This is a genomic window from Vibrio sp. A8-1 (assembly GCF_013048685.1).
In the GTDB taxonomy this organism is placed as follows: domain Bacteria; phylum Pseudomonadota; class Gammaproteobacteria; order Enterobacterales; family Vibrionaceae; genus Vibrio; species Vibrio metschnikovii.
Genome location: NZ_VHTC01000002.1, coordinates 109,101 through 128,776 on the forward strand (window position 1 = coordinate 109,101; position 19,676 = coordinate 128,776).

The following is a 19,676-nucleotide window of genomic DNA, read 5'->3' on the forward strand; positions in this document are numbered from 1 at the left end:
CGGACAAATATGACGAATAAAATGATATATGATCAAGCAAGCGGCCTACGCCGTTTAACTCAACCTTCAGTCACGAAAGTGATCGCCGTAACCGGTGGAAAAGGCGGAGTTGGCAAGTCTAACGTAGCGCTTGGTATGGCTATCTGTATGGCCCGCCAAGGAAAAAAAGTCATGGTGTTGGATGCCGACTTAGGATTAGCTAATGTTGACGTTATGCTAGGGATTCGGCCTAAACGTAACTTAGGTCACGTATTAGCAGGTGAATGTGAATTAAAAGACTCCATTGTTGAAGGTCCGCATGGTATAAAAATCATTCCTGCGACATCCGGTACTCAATCGATGACCGAGTTAACTCATGCTCAGCATGTCGGGTTAATCAGAGCGTTTGGTTCACTTGAAGATGAGATGGATATTCTACTGGTTGATACCGCAACAGGGATTTCTGACATGGTCGTGAGTTTCTCTCGTGCGGCGCAGGATGTGGTTGTGGTAGTATGCGACGAACCGACTTCTATCACCGATGCATATGCCTTGATCAAACTTTTGAGTAGAGAACATCAAGTTGAGCGATTTAAAATTGTCGCTAACATGGTGAGAAGCTATCGTGAAGGGAGAGAGTTATTCGCAAAATTGACTTTAGTCACAGAGCGATTTTTAAATGTCGGGTTAGAACTCGTCGCCTGCATTCCTTTAGACGATAATGTACGACAGGCAGTAAAAAGACAGAAAATTGTCGTTGATGCTTATCCTCGCTCTCCAGCTTCATTGGCCATTAATTCATTAGCCAATAAAGCACTCACTTGGCCAATACCACGTACGCCAAGTGGTCATTTGGAGTTTTTTGTAGAGCGACTGCTTAATCGAACTGAACCAGTAGAGGAACCTTTTGGTGAATAAAGCGCTGACTTACGATCAATACGGTAATATGACTAGCCAGAAGCTATTTCTGGAAAAATATGCTGTATTGGTTAAGCGTATAGCTCATCATTTAATCGGGCGTTTGCCACCTAGCGTACTTATTGAAGATTTAATGCAAGCTGGCATGATCGGCTTGCTTGAAGCGCAAAAAAATTACGATGGAAGTAAAGGGGCAAGTTTTGAAACCTATGCAGGGATTCGAATTCGTGGTGCAATGTTGGACGACATTCGCCGCGGAGATTGGGTTCCCCGCTCGGTTCACAAGCATAATCGAGAGATCAGTCAAGCTATCGCGATATTAGAGGGTGAATTATGTCGCGACCCAAGTGATGCAGAAATTGCGCAGCATTTAGGGATGTCTCTTGAACACTATCACAACGCATTAACGGATATTAGTTGCTCAAGGATAGTGGGTATCGAAGATCTTGGCGTATCGGATGATGCTATTTCGCCATTGGATGATGCGGAGGACAATGCCCCTTTTCAGGGGGTGGCCGACGAATTATTCCGTAAAGCATTGGTTGAATCAATAAAATCACTTCCAGAACGTGAAGCTTTGGTACTTTCGCTCTATTATGATGAAGAGCTAAACTTAAAAGAAATCGGTGAAGTAATTGGCGTGAGCGAGTCCCGCGTGAGTCAAATACTGAGCCAATCTATGCAACGTCTGCGAACTAAGTTGAGTTCTTGGACACAAAACGACTAAATATCACTGACTTTGAACTCAGTGGAGGCAATTTTGAATAAAAATATGAAAATCCTTATTGTTGACGATTTTTCAACAATGCGCCGTATAGTAAAAAACCTACTTCGTGATTTGGGTTTTAATAATACCCAAGAAGCGGACGACGGTTTGACGGCGTTGCCAATGCTAAAAAAAGGTGGTTTTGATTTTGTGGTCACTGACTGGAACATGCCGGGTATGCAAGGCATTGATCTGCTCAAAAATATTCGCGCAGATGCAGAGCTTAAGCACTTACCTGTACTGATGATTACCGCAGAAGCCAAGCGAGAGCAAATTATAGAAGCTGCTCAAGCGGGGGTTAATGGCTATATCGTGAAACCATTTACGGCTGCTACGCTAAAAGAAAAGTTAGATAAGATTTTTGACCGCCTATAATTTTAAAGCACGGGTCAAAAGTTCATTGAGAATTTTTTGCATGTAGGCGGCAACGTTAATCATACAAAAAATAGTCAGCGAACAGGTATTTATCCATTATGTGAGCAAGGCTAAGACAGGATGATTTCATTAGAACAAGCAAAAGAACTCGTTCAACTATTAGAAAATGGTCAGCAAGATAGCGCCAATACACTGGTTCAACAAGTGTATGAATCTGAAGGCAATCCAATGCTAAAGGAGATCGGCGTATTGACTCGCGATCTGCATGATTCTTTGCGCCAGTTTCAAGTTGATGAGCGAATGAGTCAAATTGCTAACGACGAAATGCCTGATGCCAGAGATAGATTGCATTATGTCATTGATAAAACTGAAGTCGCTGCCAATAAAACAATGGATGCGGTTGATCGCTGCTTACCGATAGCCGACAACCTACATGGAAGTTTGCTACTCATTCGACCACAGTGGAATGCGCTTATGCGCGGTAAAATTGACTTGAATGAATTTAAAGCACTTTGCCATCGTATTGATGATCTTCTTTCGCAAATAGAAGGCAATAGTAGTGAGCTTCGAGGGCAATTAACCGAAATTTTGATGGCGCAAGATTTTCAAGATTTAACGGGACAAATTATCCGCCGAGTGATCACCTTAGTCAATGAGGTGGAAGGTCGCTTAGTAGAGATCTTGACCGTATTTGGTAAAAATCAATTACAACAATCAGGAAAAGTTGAAAAAGCACCTTGTGAGCCAGAGGGACCAATCATTAATCCTCATGAGCGTACAGATGCAGTTTCATCGCAAGACGATGTCGATGATTTATTATCGAGTCTTGGATTTTAGGGGTAAAGTATGAGCTACGATTTAGACGACGACATTCTTCAAGACTTTCTGGTTGAAGCTGGCGAGATTCTCGAGTTGTTATCAGAACAGCTAGTAGAGTTAGAAAATAACCCACAAGACCGCGAACTTCTTAATGCCATTTTCCGCGGTTTTCACACTGTAAAAGGCGGCGCTGGCTTTCTCTCGCTCACCGAACTGGTAGAAACCTGTCACGGTGCAGAAAACGTGTTTGACTATTTACGTAATGGTCAACGTAGTGTCAACGCTCGTTTGATGGATGTGATGCTACGTGCTTTGGATACGGTGAATGAGCAGTTTCAAGCGGTACAAAATCAAGAGCCATTGCAGCCAGCTGATCCGATCTTAATTCAAGAATTGCATGATATGTGTAAGCCTGAATCTGAGGATGAACCTGAAGGTGCGGCGTCGGCTGACACGGTTGAAGACATCGAACCTGAAGCTGACTCCGAATCTCATGTACCAGCGCCTTCTGAAGATGTGACCGCTCAAGCCTCGAGTAACGCTCATATCGATGCTAACTCGATTGATGATATTAGTGATGATGAGTTTGAAAGCTTACTTGATGAGTTGCACGGTAAAGGTCGTAGTCCTGGTGCGGAAAAGGCGGCCAGTGAAGCTGCCAAATCTCAGCCATCACCAGCATCAGCACCTGCTGCTTCAGGTGATATTACTGATGATGAGTTTGAAAAATTACTTGATGAGCTGCATGGAAAAGGCAAAAGTCCCTCATTACATGGTTCTGGAGAAGCCCCCTCTCCAACGGTATCGTCACAACCCGCGGTAAAAGCAACACCATCGAATGTGAACGCTAATGGCGATATCATGACCGATGAAGAGTTTGAACGTTTATTAGATGAGTTACACGGCAGTGGTAAAGGACCATCGATCGAAGAGCTAGAAATGGCTACGCGCCCAGCGGTAGCCAATACTACTCAGGCAGCAAAAGCCGCTGCACCAGCCAGTCCATCTATTGAAAAGAAACCAGTAGAACAACCTAAGCCTAAAGCTGCTGCCCCTGCCGCTGCGCCAGCACCAGCTAAACCTGCTCCAGTCGCTAAGGCAACGGATACCAACTCAGACAAGAACGAGTTAGTTGCTGCTGGTTCTGGCGGTGCTAAAAAACCTCAAGTAGAGGCGTCAGTTAGGGTAGATACCTCGACGCTTGACACCATCATGAATATGGTGGGTGAGTTGGTATTAGTGCGTAACCGACTGTTGAGTCTTGGCCTTAATAGTAATGATGAAGAGATGTCTAAAGCGGTCTCTAATCTTGATGTGGTGACGGCAGACTTACAAGGCGCGGTAATGAAAACGCGCATGCAACCGATCAAGAAAGTATTTGGTCGCTTCCCTCGCGTTGTTCGTGACTTGGCTCGAACCTTGAACAAAGACATTGTTTTAGAGTTGAAAGGGGAAGAAACCGATCTGGATAAAAACTTAGTAGAAGCGCTTGCCGATCCATTGATTCACTTGGTACGCAACTCCGTTGACCATGGTATTGAAATGCCCGACGACCGTGTTGCGGCAGGGAAACCGCGTACGGGTAAAGTTATCCTCTCTGCGTCTCAGGAAGGCGACCATATTGAGCTGGCGATCGTTGATGATGGCGGTGGTATGGATCCCGATAAACTGCGAGCGATTGCGGTTAAACGTGGCATGATGGATGAAGATGCGGCTTCTCGATTGACGAATAAAGAGTGTTTTAACCTGATTTTTATGCCGGGCTTTTCCAGTAAAGAGAAAATTTCTGATATTTCTGGACGCGGCGTAGGGATGGATGTGGTGAAAACCGCGATTAATACCCTTAACGGTTCGATTGATATTGATTCTGAACTCACGAAAGGGACCAAAATCACCATTAAAGTTCCGTTAACTCTGGCTATTTTGCCAACGTTAATGGTGGGAGTGGCAGGTCATCCATTCGCTTTACCGCTCGCGAGTGTTAATGAAATCTTCCACCTTGATTTACGCCGGACCAATATTGTCGATGGTCAGCTAACGATTATTGTGCGTGAAAAATCCATTCCGTTGTTCTATCTACAAAATTGGCTAGCCCCTCAGGCGGGTAAAGTCGAGCCTCGTAAAGGCCATGGCCATGTAGTTATTGTACAAATTGGTAACCAACGCGTTGGCCTAGTTGTGGATACATTAATTGGCCAAGAAGAGGTGGTGATTAAGCCTCTCGATAAATTGTTACAAGGTACGCCTGGTATGTCTGGTGCTACGATAACCAGTGATGGTCATATAGCCTTGATACTTGATGTCTCTGATTTACTTAAGAAATACGCAGCTGCTTCGCGTATCTAGTGGTCGATAGACCACCCAAATGATAAGGGTAACTATGCCGATTAAAGTCTTAGTTGTTGATGATTCAAGTTTCTTTCGACGCCGAGTGAGTGAAATCATCAATGCTGAATCGCGCTTAGAAGTGATTGATGTGGCGACTAATGGCCGAGAAGCTGTCGATAAAGCCATGCGTCTAAAACCAGATGTCATCACCATGGATATTGAGATGCCGGTGATGGATGGAATTAGTGCCGTACGTGAGATCATGGCTAATAATCCAACGCCAATTCTAATGTTTTCATCGCTGACTCATGATGGTGCCAAAGCGACACTGGATGCGTTAGATGCTGGCGCTTTAGACTTTTTGCCGAAAAAATTTGAAGATATAGCCCGCAATCGAGAAGATGCAGTCACTTTATTGCAGCAACGAGTGTTACAAATTGCGGCGAAACGCAATTTTATGCGTCGTCCGGTGGTCACCAGTAGTGTCACGTCCTCGAACCTTGCCTCGCGCTCGTCATCTGACTCATCAGCGTCAGCTCAGGGACGTGTGGCAACTGCACCTTCAGCATTATCACGCTTTAAAGCAACCGGTAAAAAGTACCAATTAACCGCGATTGGTACGTCAACCGGAGGCCCCGTTGCGCTACAGAAAATCTTAACTAAATTGCCGGCTAATTATCCTCATCCGATCATTTTGATCCAACATATGCCAGCCACCTTCACTGGTGCTTTTGCAAGTCGCCTGAACTCTTTGTGTAAAATTCAGGTGAAAGAAGCCGAAGATGGTGATGTTCTTAAACCGGGTACCGCTTATCTCGCCCCTGGCGGTAAACAGATGATGTTAGATGGTCGCCCAGGAGCGGCCAGATTACGCATTATTGATGGCGGAGAACGGATGAACTACAAACCGTGTGTTGATGTGACATTTGGTTCTGCCTCTAAGATTTTCGGGGATAAAGTCTTATCGATGATCCTCACAGGGATGGGGGCTGATGGTCGTGAGGGTGCTCGTATGTTGCAATCTGCTGGCGCAACAGTTTGGGCGCAAGATGAAGAGAGTTGCGTTGTTTATGGCATGCCGCAAGCGGTTTCCAAAGCGGGAATCTCATCTGAAGATTTGCCCTTGGATCGCATCGCAGAACGTATGCTGATTGAAGTTGGCTTGAGTTAAGGAAACGTTAATGATTGTTTGGAGTGTGGCAAACCAGAAAGGAGGCGTAGGTAAAACTACTACGACCATTACCCTTGCTGGCTTATTAAGCCAACAAGGTAAGCGCGTTTTGCTGGTCGATACCGATCCCCATGCATCATTAACGACTTATTTAGGCTATGATTCTGATGCCGTGCCAACGAGCCTTTTTGATCTATTTCAGTTACGCGAGTTTAATGAACAAAATGTCGAGCCATTAATCTTACGTACCGATATTGAAAATATGGATCTGATCCCTGCTCATATGTCATTAGCTACCTTAGATCGAGTTATGGGTAATCGCAGTGGTATGGGATTAATACTTAAACGTTCATTGCTTGCTCTACGCCATCGTTATGACTACGTATTAATTGACTGCCCTCCGATTCTTGGGGTGATGATGGTGAATGCGTTGGCGGCGAGTGACCGTATTTTAATCCCAGTGCAAACTGAATTCTTGGCAATGAAAGGATTAGAACGCATGGTCCGTACATTAGCGATCATGCAAAAGTCACGCAATCGCGAGTTTAAAGTCACCATTGTGCCTACGATGTACGACAAACGAACTCGTGCGTCATTACAAACTTTGACTCAGCTAAAGAAAGATTACCCTGAACAGGTATGGGCATCTGCCGTTCCCATTGATACTAAATTCCGTGACGCAAGTTTGAAGCGTCTACCCGCTTCTCATTTTGCAGAAGGAAGCCGAGGAGTGTTTGCTTACAAACAGCTGTTACTCTTCTTAGAGAGGTTGGCTATCGATGAGTAACTCCTTACTATCTAGCGAACAAGCACTGGATGATTACTTCGCGGCTCTACTAGAGGAAGAGCTGGATGAGCCGAATTGGCAAGATGGTCCTTTTTCGACCACGCTTATTAGTCATTCAATAGATGATCCTCAACCTCAACCTGCTCGCCAGCGGAGTGCAGAAAGCTATATCGATCAAGAATTAGTCGAATTTGAGTTGCCTAATTTAGATGACGTACAACGCTTGCTGAGTCAATTAGAGAGCAGTAATCCCGTCGCTGAGCTTGATCTTGAAGTGGTTATGGCAGAAAACACCACTCAAATTGCTCAAACGGTTACTGAGACGGTAGTGGAAGAAATTCAAGAATGGGATATTGAAGAGACGCTTGTTGAGTCTGATCCTGTTATCACGATTGAAGAGCCAGAGCTGTTTGTTGAGGAACCCTCTTTACAGCCTTTGGAAGCAGAGCCTGAGGTGATCATCGAGCCGGTTATGGCAGATGACACGTTAGTGACCGAGGACACACAACCTGATCCATTCGGCATTGGACAGTGGCAATGTCCGATCCGTGAACAAAATTTTCAAGTTTTGTATTTTGATGTTAACGGAGTGACTTTCGCCGTACCACTGGATGAGTTAGGTGGTATTCATCGTAAAGCCACGTTGAACCATCTGATTGGACGACCAGCATGGTATTTAGGCTTACAAACTAACCGAGATTCACAGTTGGATGTGGTCGATACGGCGAAATGGGTAATGTCTGATAAATTAGCGGATGATACGTACAAAAAAGACTATCAATATATAGTCATGTTAGATAACAGCCTGTGGGGCTTAGCTTGTACTAAACTATTAGGTACTGAATGGTTAAGTAGCGATAAGGTACGCTGGCGAGAGCAAGTGGGCAAACGACCTTGGCTCGCAGGAATGGTTAAAGAAAAAATGTGTGCTTTGATACACGTTCATGCATTAATCGCTATGCTTAATGCAGGTCTTGATGTCCAAGCGCTCGATAAATAATACATATTTTGTCGGTCACGACTTAAAGAGGAAAAGGTATGTCTGAAGTAGAAGTGAGAAAAGAACACTCAAATGATGAAGTGCTTCAGTGGGTAACATTTCAATTGGAAGAAGAGACTTATGGCGTCAATGTGATGCAAGTCCGCGAAGTGTTACGTTACACCGAGATCGCACCCGTCCCAGGGTCGCCTGACTATGTTTTAGGAATTATTAACCTACGTGGTAATGTTGTCACCGTTATTGATACACGTTCACGTTTTGGTCTGATGCAAGGTGAAATCACCGACAATACACGAATCATTGTCATTGAATCTGAGCGTCAAGTGATTGGTATCTTAGTCGATAGCGTTGCTGAGGTGGTTTACTTACGTTCATCGGAAATTGATACCACGCCAAGTGTCGGTACAGAAGAGAGTTCTAAGTTTATCCAAGGCGTGAGTAATCGTGATGGAAAACTGCTTATTTTGGTTGATCTCAATAAACTGCTATCGCAAGAAGAGTGGGACGATATGGCTCATCTCTAATGAGTGATTTTTTACACTTTACGCCTTCTGTCCTTGCAGGGGGAGCGGCGTTCATTGTTGTACTATTAACGCTTGGGTTGTGGTTTTTGCGCCGTTCATTAACTCGCCAAGGCGATTATTTTCGTCAACAAGTTCGCCAGCTTGATAAAGAGTTGCAAAAAGCCACCAAGCAGTTGTTAGAAGTGCGTTCTGCTGCAATCGGCCTTGGGCAAAAAGTCACAGGGCAACAAGAGATCATCGTTCACTTAAGTGAGCGTCTTAAGCAGTTAGAAAATGTTGATACCGATGCCCGCCTATACAGTCGGGCAAGTAAAATGGTCAAGTTAGGCGCTGACATTGATGAGCTTATCGAAGAGTGTGAGTTACCTAAAGCCGAAGCGGAATTAATGTTATCATTGCAAAAAAAGTTGGCCGGTAAAGAATCTATTCCACCTTTAAGTAGCGATCCGGAAGGGCGCATGCCTGCTTCTAATACGGGTAAAAGACCGACTCGTAAATCTTCTCTTTAAATAAAAGCCAAATGAGAGTGTTTGTAGTGGTACACTTTCTTTTGGCTTTTATTTTCGTAAACCATTATAAGAAGTTTGCTTACTATCGTCTCATAGGCGGGGTTTTGGCCGTTTTTTCATCGATAATGTTCAGGTTAATAACGAGTTTAGCGCTAATTCTATTTTGTCTCTGGGATGCTGTGTTAGTATCAACGGTTTTGAATAACTCATTAATCATTTTTATTGGTTACTGAAAATGATTAATAGCAATCGACGCTTTTTGTTTACTGATGACCGAGCGTTAATATTCTGGTTACATCAATAAGACAAATTCGACGATAATATGATATTTTAAGGCTCATATTGTTATATTCACCCTATTTTTATATTGTAAAAGTCGAGCAATGTCGCAATGACTTTTCACCAATTGGATTATGACCATGCCCAGCCGTTTGTTACGGATAGCAATGCTTTTATTGATGCTGGTACTGGCCGGATGTAGCTCGGTACCTGAAAATGCACATAATGAATCACATCCTAATGACCCTTTAGAGGGGTTTAATCGCGCGATGTGGAAAATTAACTACGATTATCTAGATCCCTACCTAGCTCGTCCTGTTTCACTGGCTTATGTCGATTATGTCCCGTCACCATTAAGACGCGGTTTAGCGAATTTCTTATCCAATTTAGATGAGCCAGCCAGTATGGTTAATAACCTGATCATGGGTAATGGCGAAAAAGCGCTCGATCATTTTAACCGTTTTTGGTTAAACAGTACTTTTGGGCTTTTAGGTTTGATTGATATCGCCTCAGAAGCCGGAATTCGTAAGCATGATGACAAACAATTTGGTGATGCGATAGGTTATTACGGTGTCGGTAACGGACCATACTTAATGGTACCGGGTTATGGACCCTATACTGTGCGGGAAGTGGCGGATACGGTTGATGGTTGGTATGTTCCTCTTGCGTATTTGAATATTTGGGGAAGTATTGGTAAATGGGCGGTTCAAGGAATGGAAACCCGAGCCGCTTTAGTGCCTCAAGAAGCCATGCTACAGCGTTCTCCTGATCCTTACGCATTAACGCGAGAAGTCTATTTACAACGTCGTGACTTTAAAGCTGAACGAGACACAGAACATTACGACACTGATCAAGAAGATTTCCTTGATGATTACCTCGACGGCGGATTCTAGTTTTCTTGATACGATCTGTTATTGAGATCCAATGAGTGCAGGTCACTTGACCCTAAAGTGATCTGCACTTTCTATTTCTGTATTCTCTTTGCCATCATGCTGACATGACTCGTCCACTGAAATAGTCATTAGTCACAATGTATTCGGTATTACGTATAAGCTCATCTTGAATTTCAGCCCAATGCAGATTGTGATGATTGCCTCCCGCCATCGGGATCACGCCACCGACACGAATATTATAGGGCGTTAACTCTCTGGCCCAACTTTGGGTAAAGCCGGCAACCATAGAATTGGTATTTTCCATTCCAGCTTGTTGTTGTGCGGTATTGTGCCAGACGAGATTAACAATCACTCCTTTTGCTTGATGCTGACGCATCCTTTCTGAGCAAGTTTGCCCAAAGGTAAAGAGGGATGAAGCCATATTGGCCAATTGTTGAATAAAACGCTCTGTAGGCTGTTCATCCACCAAAGAAGGAAAACTGACGCTTGGCCAGTGATTGATTAACACGTCCGGGGCTGAGTGGTAGGTGGTTTCAATATAATCAAATAACTGATGAATACTCGTTGGAGAGCGGTCGGGTAACGTGTAGTAATGAACACGATGACTGATCGCGTAGCAATGCTGCCAGGTGGTGACTAAAGCACTATGATTGGTATCACATAATATAACGTTAGCCCCCAAACGAGCAAAATGCATCGCCAGCGTGCTGCCCAGTAGCGAATTAGCTGAAGTAATTAAAATTAATGCACTTTTAATTTTCATTGTGTGCCTTCCTTGGAGGTGCCGTGACCATCGAGTACGTTAAGCATGGTTGACGGTTTGATATGATGGTGTGAATTGCTTCAAATAAACCCAGTTGTTCGAAAAGTAATCGTTTTTTCTTTGCGCTTATTCACATTCGGCGACAAGGCTTAAGCAAAAATATACACAGCTGCTCTAGGGGCGGTTGGCTTTTGGGGGGATAAAAAGAGAAACTTTTTGATCGATGATTCGCTATTTTTAGCGCCGTCGAGATATATCCTATACCTGAGCTCGTAGTTGATCTTGCCTAAGGGCGTGATTAAGCTGAGGATATAAATCCATTATCATCAACGTCTTATTCTCTTGCTGTGCGAGATGACGGCGGTCATGCCCAGAGAGATTTAAATACACGTCTTCTGGGAAATTTTCAGTGTCTTCAGGGAGGTAGGTGAGCACTTCAGGTTGCAAATAGTGCGACAGTTTGGCGCTCGCCATGCCGCCAGAGTGAAACAGTTTTGCTTGCTGAGCCGAAATAGCGTAAGAGCTTTGATCATTGCGTAGTGCTTGACATGCTGGCAGTTCAAAGCGTTGACGTAGCTGATCTTCAGTCGTACGGTGAGTGGTGATCGGCTCGATAGGCGTGGTATCGCGAACATCATTAGAGAAGAGTGCCATGAATAGAGCGAAATCGGCATGACGACCTTGCTGTACCGCTTGGTTGACCCCAGTTCCGAGCTGTAACTCATTAATTATTCCGGCTTTGTCTAATGTATGTACTTGCATGGTTTCTCCTCAATGCACCACTAATAACGGCACATGAAGAAAAAACTTTAATAAAAAAGCCTACCTTATTTTAGGTAGGCTTATCGGCTGTTGAGCGTTATTTGACTCTCACCAGCTGGTCAGCGAGATTATTTCGCTAGGTTTTGTGCAACGAATTCCCAGTTGACTAGAGCCCAGAAGCCATTCATGTAGTCTGGACGGAGGTTACGATAATCAATGTAGTAAGCATGTTCCCACAGATCAACAGTCAATAAAGGCGTAACTCCCTCCTCAGTGATTGGTGTTGCTGCGTTAGAAGTATTGATAATCGCCAATGAACCGTCTGCTTTTTTCACTAGCCAAGTCCACGAAGAACCGAAATTGTTGATCGCAGAATCAGTGAATTTGGCTTTAAACTCAGCAAATGAACCGAAGGCCGCATTGATGGCTTCTGCCACTGCGCCTGTTGGCTCACCACCGCCGTTTGGAGATAGGCAGTGCCAGTAGAAAGTGTGGTTCCATACCTGTGCAGCATTATTAAAAATACCGCCCGTTGACGTTTTGATGATCTCTTCGAGAGATTTGCCTTCAAACTCTGTACCAGGGATCAGACCATTCAATTTTACGACATACGTATTATGGTGTTTACCGTGGTGGTAATCCAAAGTCTCTGCTGAAATGTGCGGTTGTAGCGCATCTTTTGCGTAAGGTAGTGCTGGTAGTTCAAATGCCATTGTTCAATTCTCCGTTGTTGAGAGGAAAGAAACGACTAAGCAGACGAGGTCAAATACAGGTTACGGCCCACGACTGATGTAGACACTTCTTTGATTGCTTCCAGTGTTATTGTAATGGAGTCGATAAAACTGACTTGCTATGCATTTTAGCAAGTTTTTACTTTATTAACACCCCAAGTGAAAGAAAAAGTTCAGTTAAGTCAATATACCGCGATCACTTGATACTTACTCTGCTAAATCCATAAACAGAATGTGCTTTTTATTCTCTCTTAATGATTTAGAATGGAAGGGATTAACTTAGCCATCCATTAAGAGGAAGCAATGGAAACCATCGATAAAATTAAACAGCAACTTGCCGAAAACCCAATTCTTCTTTATATGAAAGGGTCACCTAAACTACCAAGCTGTGGTTTCTCTTCGCAAGCCGCTCAAGCGTTAATGGCGTGCGGTGAAAAATTTGCCTACGTCGACATCTTACAAAATCCAGATATTCGCGCAGAGCTACCGGTTTATGCTCAGTGGCCTACTTTTCCCCAGTTATGGGTTGAAGGTGAATTGATTGGTGGTTGTGACATTATTTTGGAAATGTTCCAAAAAGGTGAACTACAGCCATTAATTAAAGAAGCGGCCGCACGTAACGCGACAGATGAAGCGTAATGCTGTATAAAAAAACAGTTTAGCTTGATTCTTTAGGGTCACATTGGTTAATGTGGCCCTAATTTTTTCTGATTTTAGACTGTTATGAGCCGCTTATTCATTGCTGAAAAACCCAGTTTAGCCCGAGCCATTGCTGATGCGTTGCCCAAGCCCCATAAAAAGCAGCAAGGTTTTATTGAATGTGCCAATGGCGATAAGGTGACTTGGTGTATTGGTCATTTACTGGAGCAAGTGGAACCGGACAGCTATGATCCGCGATACAAAAAGTGGAATTTGGCTGATTTACCCATCCTACCCGAAAAGTGGCAATTGAAGCCGCGGAAAACGGCGAGTCAACAATTGGCCGTAGTGCGTAAGTTACTAAAAAGTAGCCAAGAAATTGTCCATGCTGGCGATCCAGATCGTGAAGGTCAACTGTTGGTTGATGAGGTTATCGATTATTGTCAGGTCTCTAAACAAAAGCAGCAAACCATTCAACGTTTACTGATCAGCGATCTCAATTTGCCTGCGGTGAAACGCGCACTTTCAACAATGCGCAGTAATCGTGAATTTATTCCATTGTCGATTTCAGCCTTAGCACGCTCTCGGGCTGACTGGTTATACGGTATGAATATGTCTCGTGCTTATACCTTGCTTGGACAAAAAGCGGGTTATCAAGGGGTATTATCCGTTGGTCGAGTGCAAACACCTATACTGGGTTTGGTGGTCCGTCGTGATGCCGAGATAGCCCATTTTGTCGCCCATGATTATTTTACCTTACACGCATTGATCCCTTATCAAGTCGAAGGGCATGAGTTTGATATTCGAGCTCGCTGGCAGCCTAGTGACGCCTGCCAGCCTTGGCAAGATGAAGAGGGACGAGTGTTAAACCGCGCTTTGGTTGACAATGTTGCACGTCGTATTCAACATCAGCCTGCGATTGTTGCGGCGTCAGAACAAACGCAAACTAAGCAAGCAGCACCACTGCCTTATTCATTATCGGCCTTACAAATTGATGCTGCCAAGCGCTATGGTTTGAGTGCTCAACAAGTATTAGATATTTGTCAGTCACTGTATGAAAAATACAAGTTAATCACTTATCCACGTTCCGACAGTCGTTATTTACCTAAAGAACATTTAACTCAGGTGGATACGATACTGACGGCGATTGCTCATAATCTTCAGCCATTACAAACTGCGGTCGCCGGTGCATACCGTACATTCCGTTCTAAAGCGTGGAACGACAGTAAAGTTGATGCACATCATGCGATTATTCCTACCCCTAAGCAAAGTGCTGTACATGGACTTTCTGCTGCTGAGCAGAATATTTATCAGTTAATTGCTCGCCAGTACGTACTGCAATTTTATCCTCCCGCAGTATACGCTGAAGCTAAACTCGTATTTACCATTGCGGGAGGAACCTTTATTGCTAAAGGCAGACAATTGGTGTTCGCAGGCTGGAAAAGTGTCATAGGGCAACAAGAGCAACCTGAGGATGGAATTGATACTGTGCCGCCGCTACCAAAGGGGACATCGTTGATCTGTCGCGAAGGAGAGATGAAAACTTGCCAGACCGAACCGCCGCGTTATTTTACTGAGGCAACGTTATTGCAAGCGATGACGGGGATCGCCCGCTTTGTTGAAGATAAAGAGCTTAAGAAAATTCTTCGTGAGACCGATGGGTTAGGCACTGAAGCCACTCGAGCTGGCATCTTAGATACGTTATTCAAGCGTCAGTTACTGACACGAGAAGGAAAACAGATAAAAAGTACTCCGGCTGGCAAAGGACTGGTGGAGGCGCTACCGCTGCAAGCCACTTATCCTGATATGACCGCTCATTGGGAGCATCAACTGCAAGCGATGGCAGAAAGAGGTCAAGCTTATCAACCCTTTATTGAAGATCTTGAGCGACAAATTAGCCAATGGATAGAGCAAGTGAAACAACAACCTGTCCCCGCCTCGTTGCGAGCTTTACCGCCGGTTAAGCGACCTGCATTTAAAACCAAGAAAAGGTCGACGAGCAGTAAAAGAAAAAGCCCGCCTGCACGTTGTTCAACCCCATAAAGGCGTTATCGCGCGGTGATTCACCACTGATTGATGAGGACGTTTAAGGTTTGTTGCGTGAAAGTTAGAATAAATCCACATAAAAATAATGGTCCTGTTGCATAAGCGGTAAATGTTTTCCATAGTAAGTCCCGGTTCTTGGATGAATATCACAAAGAATCAGGATGGAATCATCATACAGAGGCAAAAATGCCCGTCATTACGCTTGCGCTAGGAATACACTATGTTAAAGATACTTAGAGCCCTCAACGTTCGTCAGAAAATCTTGGTGATCGAACTCATTTCTCTGGCCATTATTGTGCTTATCAGCCTCTACGGGGTAAGTAAGTTACGAGAAATGGCCTTTCAAGAACGCCAACAAAGTGTTGAAAATCAAGTCCAATCAGTGGTCAGTTTAGTTGATTATTATGCTCGTTTAGCACCAAGAATTGGTGAAGAAGAAGCCAAGCAACGAGCGATCGAAGCGATCAAGGCACTCCGATATGACAATGGTAACTATTTTTGGGTGATGACGGCTAATGCTCGTCTAGTACTGCATCCTCTGCGCCCAGAAATGACCAATCAAGATATGAGTCAGGTACGTGATGGTGCTGGTCGTTTTCATTGGCAACAAATGGCACAGGTTGTTCAACGTCAAGGCGCTGGGTTTGTCGAATACACTTTTGTGCCACCGAATGGTCCGATTGAGGACAAAATTTCCTATGTTGCACAAGCCAATGGTTGGAATTGGGTCATTGGTACCGGCGTTATCGTTAACGATATCAATCAAACGGTGTATCACAATGCCTTATTTTATGTTGGCTTTGCTTTGGCGGGCGTGGTGATTACTTTACTGTTTTCGAGCATTATCGGTAAAAACATTACCGACCCTCTGGCTCTGTTTGTCACCAAAGTACAGCGGGCAGCGCAAGGGGATATGACGGTGCGTTTTAATCCTAAAGGACGGGATGAGATTGCTAGTTTAGGGCGTTCGATAAATTCAATGATCGAAAGTACCCATCAAGCTTTAATTACCGCCAAGCAGTCAGCGATGAATGCCGCTGAGATGGCGTCATCCATCGCTTCGGCCAGTGAGGAGACCGCAACCAGTACCCAATCGCAGCGCATGCAATTGGAGCAGTTAGCGACCGCCATGAATGAAATGAATGCGACCATTCGCGATGTGGCGCAAAATGCCGAGCAAACCGCCGCTTCGACCGACGATGTCGCCAATCAAGCGTTAAGTTGTAATAGCATGATGGAGAGAACGGAGCAAAATATCGAACAGCTATCTCAAGAGGTCTCGCAAACCGATCAATTGGTTGAAGCGCTGCGGAATGATGTCGCGGGGATCAATGAAATTGTTGATGTGATTCAAGCCATCTCTGAACAAACTAACTTATTGGCCTTAAATGCGGCGATTGAAGCCGCTCGGGCAGGAGAGCAAGGTCGCGGCTTTGCGGTGGTTGCTGATGAAGTGCGTCATTTGGCTGGCCGTACTCAGCAATCGACGCATCAAATTCAGCAAACCATCGAGTCCTTAATTGCCAGAGCGGGCAGTGCGTCACAAGCGATGAAGCAGTGTCATAGTCGTGTGACAGAAAATGTTCAAACCGCAACCGAAACTAAGCAAATGTTAAAACAGATGGTGACAGAGCTGACTCGAGCGAATGACATGGTGACCCAAATTGCCACCGCGGCAGAGCAGCAAGATACCGTAGCTGAAGAGATGAACAGCAATGTCAGTCATATTAATCTGTCGGCTGATCATATTAGCCAATCGGCGCAAGATTTGGCTGAACAAAGCCAGCATCTGGCTGATAGTGCTAACCAATTGGATGAGCAGTTACAGCGTTTTAAAGTATAACAACCGAGTTTATATCGGTTGTTATTGAGCCGGATAAAGACAACAAAGTGGAGAAGAGCTCTCCACTTTGTTATTGCCCTAACGTTGAATATTAAGAGCTAACCCCATTAAATCACTGCTTGACGGACCTTGGCAGAGATCCATTCACTTACGACGACCGTTGCCAAGACGACTAAAATAATCAAGGTGACTTGAGGCCAAGCGAGGACATTTAAACTAGATTGCAATTGCATGCCGATACCACCCGCTCCAACTAAACCTAAGATCGCACTTTCGCGAATATTAATATCCCAACGAAAAACACTGATCCCAAAAAACGTAGGTAATACTTGCGGCACAATCGCATAATTTAAAACCTGCGCTTGACTTGCCCCCGTGGCGGTTATTGCTTCAATTTGAGTCAGTTCGGTCTCTTCAATGGCTTCATACAATAATTTGCCGACAAAACCGATGGATCGCAGTGCAATGGCTAAAATGCCAGCCAGTAGACCAGGGCCAAGAATCGAAACCAGTAGCAGTGCCCAGATCAAAGAGTTAATTGAGCGAGAGGCGACAATGACAAACAAAGCAATTGGTCTCACCAATACTCTAGAGGGTGTGGTATTACTGGCGGCTAAAAAAGCCAGTGGCGTAGCCAGAATGACGCCCAGTAACGTACCTAAGGTTGCCATATTGAGCGTGTCCCACAATGGCGACCATAAGCGCTCCATATAAGACCAACGGGGAGGAAAGGCTCTGTCTATTAAATCAGCAGCGGCTTGAGGAGCATCGTAGACGAACACCCACATGGTATGTTCTGTCATGACATTCCAGCAATAAATAAACAAAGCCAGCAGTAACATCCAACCAACCCAAAGTAACAATTGAGTCTTTGGCGTACGATATTGCCAAGTTAGGCTTGAGTTGAGAGGATTCATTTCACGTATTTCCGTAGATAGCCTGAAGCATATTCACTGAGCATTACAATCGCAATAATCAGTAAGAGAATGGCGCCAGCACTGTCATATTCGTAGCGCGAGAGAGAGGTATTGAGTGTTGCGCCAATGCCACCGGCTCCAACAATGCCGATTACGGCACTCTCACGAAAGTTAATATCGAGTCGGTATAAGCACAATCCAAGTAGACGCGGTAACACCTGTGGCTGAATAGCATAATTAATCCACTGTAACCATGATGCGCCAGTGGCTTTAATCGCTTCAATAGGGACGGGGTCGATGCCCTCAATTTCTTCTGCCAGTAATTTACCGATAAAACCAATCGTGGCGAAAGTTAAGGTCAAAAAGCCAGCAAAAGCACCAAAGCCAAATAAAGCGACGAAAAAGATTGCGACGATAATTTCTTGTAAAGAGCGACTAATAGCAATAAAAGCGCGACAAATCATATAAACCCAAGTTGGACTTAAGTTGCGAGCTGCGCCAAGTCCAACCGGAATCGCTAAAGCAATACCCACCACAGTGGAAGTTAAAGTCATGGTTAAACTTTCGATCATTCCAGCGGAAATATCTCGCCAGCGAGTGGAAAAATCAGGCTGTAAGAATCCACCAATAAAGCGCTGTGCCCGTTCTAATCCTTCGTAAATCCTTAGCCAGTTAATATCTATACTGCCAATCGCGAACCATAAATAGATTAGGCACAAAAGAGTAATCACCCATCGCCAAACGCGACTTTTAATGATCTGTGGCGGTTTGCGCCATTGAGTTGAATAAGGTACTGGGTTCATGCATTCACCAATGAACGATGAGCTTGAGAGGCCAGTTCTGTGTCAAGGGATGATTCTGGCTGGCGCATGCTGGTCCAATCCTCTTCACCGTAAATTCGAGTCAATACACTTTCTGTTAGCTGCTGTGGAGATCCATCGAACACCACCTCACCGGCTTTTAAGCCAATAATTCGGTCGGTAAATTGCTGAGCGAGGACCACATCATGAATATTAATGATCGCTGGTAAGCCACGTTCGTTGCACATTTCAACCAATAAACGCATCACTTGGCGACTGGTTTTAGGATCTAAGCTCGCGGTTGGCTCGTCAATCAACAGCAGTTCTGGATCTTGAGCTAGAGCACGAGCAATACCTACCCGTTGGCGTTGTCCGCCAGATAATGCATCGGCTCTTTTGTCAGCATGTTGAAGTAAGCCCACACGACCCAGTAGACGATAAGCGTTGCTGATGTCTTGTTCGGGGTATTGTCGCCAAAAACTGCGCCAAAACGAGACATAACCTAATCGTCCCGAGAGGACGTTCTCCATCACCGTTAAGCGATCAACGAGGGCATATTCTTGAAAGATCATGCCAATTTTTCGTCTTGCTTGTCGTAACTGAGTTTGAGACAGTTGATTGACCGTTAAGTCATTTAAAATAATTTGCCCGTCACTGGGCTCGACTAAGCGATTAATACAGCGAATTAAGGTTGATTTCCCAGCTCCTGAAGGGCCAATTAAGCCAACAACTTGCCCTTTAGGCACACTGAATGAAACGTTATTGAGGGCCTTATCGCCCGTTGGGTAAGTTTTGGTTAATCCATTGATGGTCAGCATGAATCCACT

General features: G+C 44.6%; 20 protein-coding genes. 14 read left to right on the forward strand and 6 right to left on the reverse strand.

Features of this window, described 5'->3' with window-relative positions:
* The first annotated feature begins 9 nt into the window (after positions 1-9).
* The 11 genes from FKN93_RS01660 (at position 10) to FKN93_RS01710 (ending at position 10,348) form a co-directional block, all read left to right on the forward strand.
* Complete coding sequence (locus FKN93_RS01660; RefSeq protein ID WP_170904317.1) at positions 10-897, forward strand: MinD/ParA family protein; 888 nt, start codon at positions 10-12, stop codon at positions 895-897.
* Positions 890-1,624 (forward strand): RNA polymerase sigma factor FliA, encoded by a 735-nt coding sequence (locus FKN93_RS01665; protein ID WP_040904165.1) that lies wholly within the window; start codon positions 890-892, stop codon positions 1,622-1,624. Before FKN93_RS01660 ends, FKN93_RS01665 begins: the two co-directional genes overlap by 8 nt.
* Positions 1,625-1,669: 45 nt before the next feature.
* Positions 1,670-2,038, forward strand: coding sequence for a chemotaxis response regulator CheY (gene cheY / locus FKN93_RS01670; RefSeq protein WP_040904166.1), 369 nt, complete (start codon positions 1,670-1,672; stop codon positions 2,036-2,038).
* A 120-nt stretch (positions 2,039-2,158) separates the two neighbouring features.
* Positions 2,159-2,875, forward strand: a complete 717-nt coding sequence (locus FKN93_RS01675) for a protein phosphatase CheZ (protein ID WP_004394818.1) — start codon at positions 2,159-2,161, stop codon at positions 2,873-2,875.
* A 9-nt stretch (positions 2,876-2,884) separates the two neighbouring features.
* A complete protein-coding gene (locus FKN93_RS01680) occupies positions 2,885-5,203 on the forward strand; it encodes a chemotaxis protein CheA (RefSeq protein WP_170904318.1) in 2,319 nt (772 codons plus the stop codon).
* Positions 5,204-5,237: 34 nt separating this feature from the next.
* Complete coding sequence (locus tag FKN93_RS01685) at positions 5,238-6,356, forward strand: chemotaxis response regulator protein-glutamate methylesterase (RefSeq protein ID WP_004394820.1); 1,119 nt, start codon at positions 5,238-5,240, stop codon at positions 6,354-6,356.
* Between the two features lie 10 nt (positions 6,357-6,366).
* A complete protein-coding gene (locus tag FKN93_RS01690) occupies positions 6,367-7,143 on the forward strand; it encodes a ParA family protein (RefSeq protein WP_004394821.1) in 777 nt (258 codons plus the stop codon).
* Entirely contained in the window at positions 7,136-8,143 is a 1,008-nt protein-coding gene (locus FKN93_RS01695; RefSeq protein WP_004394822.1) for a chemotaxis protein CheW, read from the forward strand. The genes FKN93_RS01690 and FKN93_RS01695 overlap by 8 nt, the downstream gene beginning before the upstream one ends.
* Before the next feature lie 38 nt (positions 8,144-8,181).
* Positions 8,182-8,667 carry a chemotaxis protein CheW gene (locus tag FKN93_RS01700; protein ID WP_004394823.1) on the forward strand — a complete coding sequence of 162 codons (486 nt, stop codon included), beginning with the start codon at positions 8,182-8,184 and terminating at the stop codon, positions 8,665-8,667.
* Positions 8,667-9,176 carry a DUF2802 domain-containing protein gene (locus tag FKN93_RS01705; RefSeq protein ID WP_040904167.1) on the forward strand — a complete coding sequence of 170 codons (510 nt, stop codon included), beginning with the start codon at positions 8,667-8,669 and terminating at the stop codon, positions 9,174-9,176. Before FKN93_RS01700 ends, FKN93_RS01705 begins: the two co-directional genes overlap by 1 nt.
* A 419-nt stretch (positions 9,177-9,595) precedes the next feature.
* Complete coding sequence (locus FKN93_RS01710; RefSeq protein ID WP_154170509.1) at positions 9,596-10,348, forward strand: MlaA family lipoprotein; 753 nt, start codon at positions 9,596-9,598, stop codon at positions 10,346-10,348.
* Between the two features lie 94 nt (positions 10,349-10,442).
* Here the strand turns inward: FKN93_RS01710 and FKN93_RS01715 are convergent, their stop codons facing one another.
* The 3 genes from FKN93_RS01715 to sodB all read right to left on the reverse strand — a co-directional run bounded on the left by FKN93_RS01715 (position 10,443) and on the right by sodB (position 12,586).
* Positions 10,443-11,111 carry an SDR family oxidoreductase gene (locus FKN93_RS01715; RefSeq protein WP_158144826.1) on the reverse strand — a complete coding sequence of 223 codons (669 nt, stop codon included), beginning with the start codon at positions 11,109-11,111 and terminating at the stop codon, positions 10,443-10,445.
* Positions 11,112-11,369: 258 nt separating this feature from the next.
* Positions 11,370-11,873 carry a VC2046/SO_2500 family protein gene (locus tag FKN93_RS01720; RefSeq protein ID WP_154170514.1) on the reverse strand — a complete coding sequence of 168 codons (504 nt, stop codon included), beginning with the start codon at positions 11,871-11,873 and terminating at the stop codon, positions 11,370-11,372.
* Between the two features lie 128 nt (positions 11,874-12,001).
* Complete coding sequence (sodB, locus tag FKN93_RS01725) at positions 12,002-12,586, reverse strand: superoxide dismutase [Fe] (protein ID WP_158138747.1); 585 nt, start codon at positions 12,584-12,586, stop codon at positions 12,002-12,004.
* 321 nt (positions 12,587-12,907) lie between these two features.
* On the opposite strand from sodB, the gene FKN93_RS01730 reads away from it, so the two are divergent.
* From FKN93_RS01730 to FKN93_RS01740, 3 genes are all read left to right on the forward strand, one after another.
* Positions 12,908-13,243 carry a Grx4 family monothiol glutaredoxin gene (locus FKN93_RS01730; RefSeq protein ID WP_072669841.1) on the forward strand — a complete coding sequence of 112 codons (336 nt, stop codon included), beginning with the start codon at positions 12,908-12,910 and terminating at the stop codon, positions 13,241-13,243.
* A gap of 84 nt (positions 13,244-13,327) precedes the next feature.
* On the forward strand, positions 13,328-15,286 hold the full coding sequence (locus FKN93_RS01735; RefSeq protein ID WP_170904319.1) for a DNA topoisomerase III: 1,959 nt from the start codon (positions 13,328-13,330) through the stop codon (positions 15,284-15,286).
* A 223-nt stretch (positions 15,287-15,509) separates the two neighbouring features.
* Entirely contained in the window at positions 15,510-17,132 is a 1,623-nt protein-coding gene (locus FKN93_RS01740) for a methyl-accepting chemotaxis protein (protein WP_170904320.1), read from the forward strand.
* Between the two features lie 107 nt (positions 17,133-17,239).
* Here FKN93_RS01740 and phnE (FKN93_RS01745) read toward each other — a convergent pair whose 3' ends face one another.
* The 3 genes from phnE (FKN93_RS01745) to phnC are packed head-to-tail and all read right to left on the reverse strand — an operon-like array spanning position 17,240 to position 19,667.
* The gene (phnE, locus tag FKN93_RS01745; RefSeq protein WP_170904321.1) at positions 17,240-18,049 is read right to left on the reverse strand and encodes a phosphonate ABC transporter, permease protein PhnE; all 810 of its coding nucleotides are present in this window, start codon (positions 18,047-18,049) and stop codon (positions 17,240-17,242) included.
* Positions 18,046-18,852: a phosphonate ABC transporter, permease protein PhnE gene (phnE, locus tag FKN93_RS01750; RefSeq protein ID WP_170904322.1), complete on the reverse strand. Its 807-nt coding sequence runs from the start codon at positions 18,850-18,852 to the stop codon at positions 18,046-18,048. The genes phnE (FKN93_RS01745) and phnE (FKN93_RS01750) overlap by 4 nt, the downstream gene beginning before the upstream one ends.
* On the reverse strand, positions 18,849-19,667 hold the full coding sequence (gene phnC, locus FKN93_RS01755; RefSeq protein ID WP_170904323.1) for a phosphonate ABC transporter ATP-binding protein: 819 nt from the start codon (positions 19,665-19,667) through the stop codon (positions 18,849-18,851). Before phnC ends, phnE (FKN93_RS01750) begins: the two co-directional genes overlap by 4 nt.
* Positions 19,668-19,676: the final 9 nt, after the last annotated feature.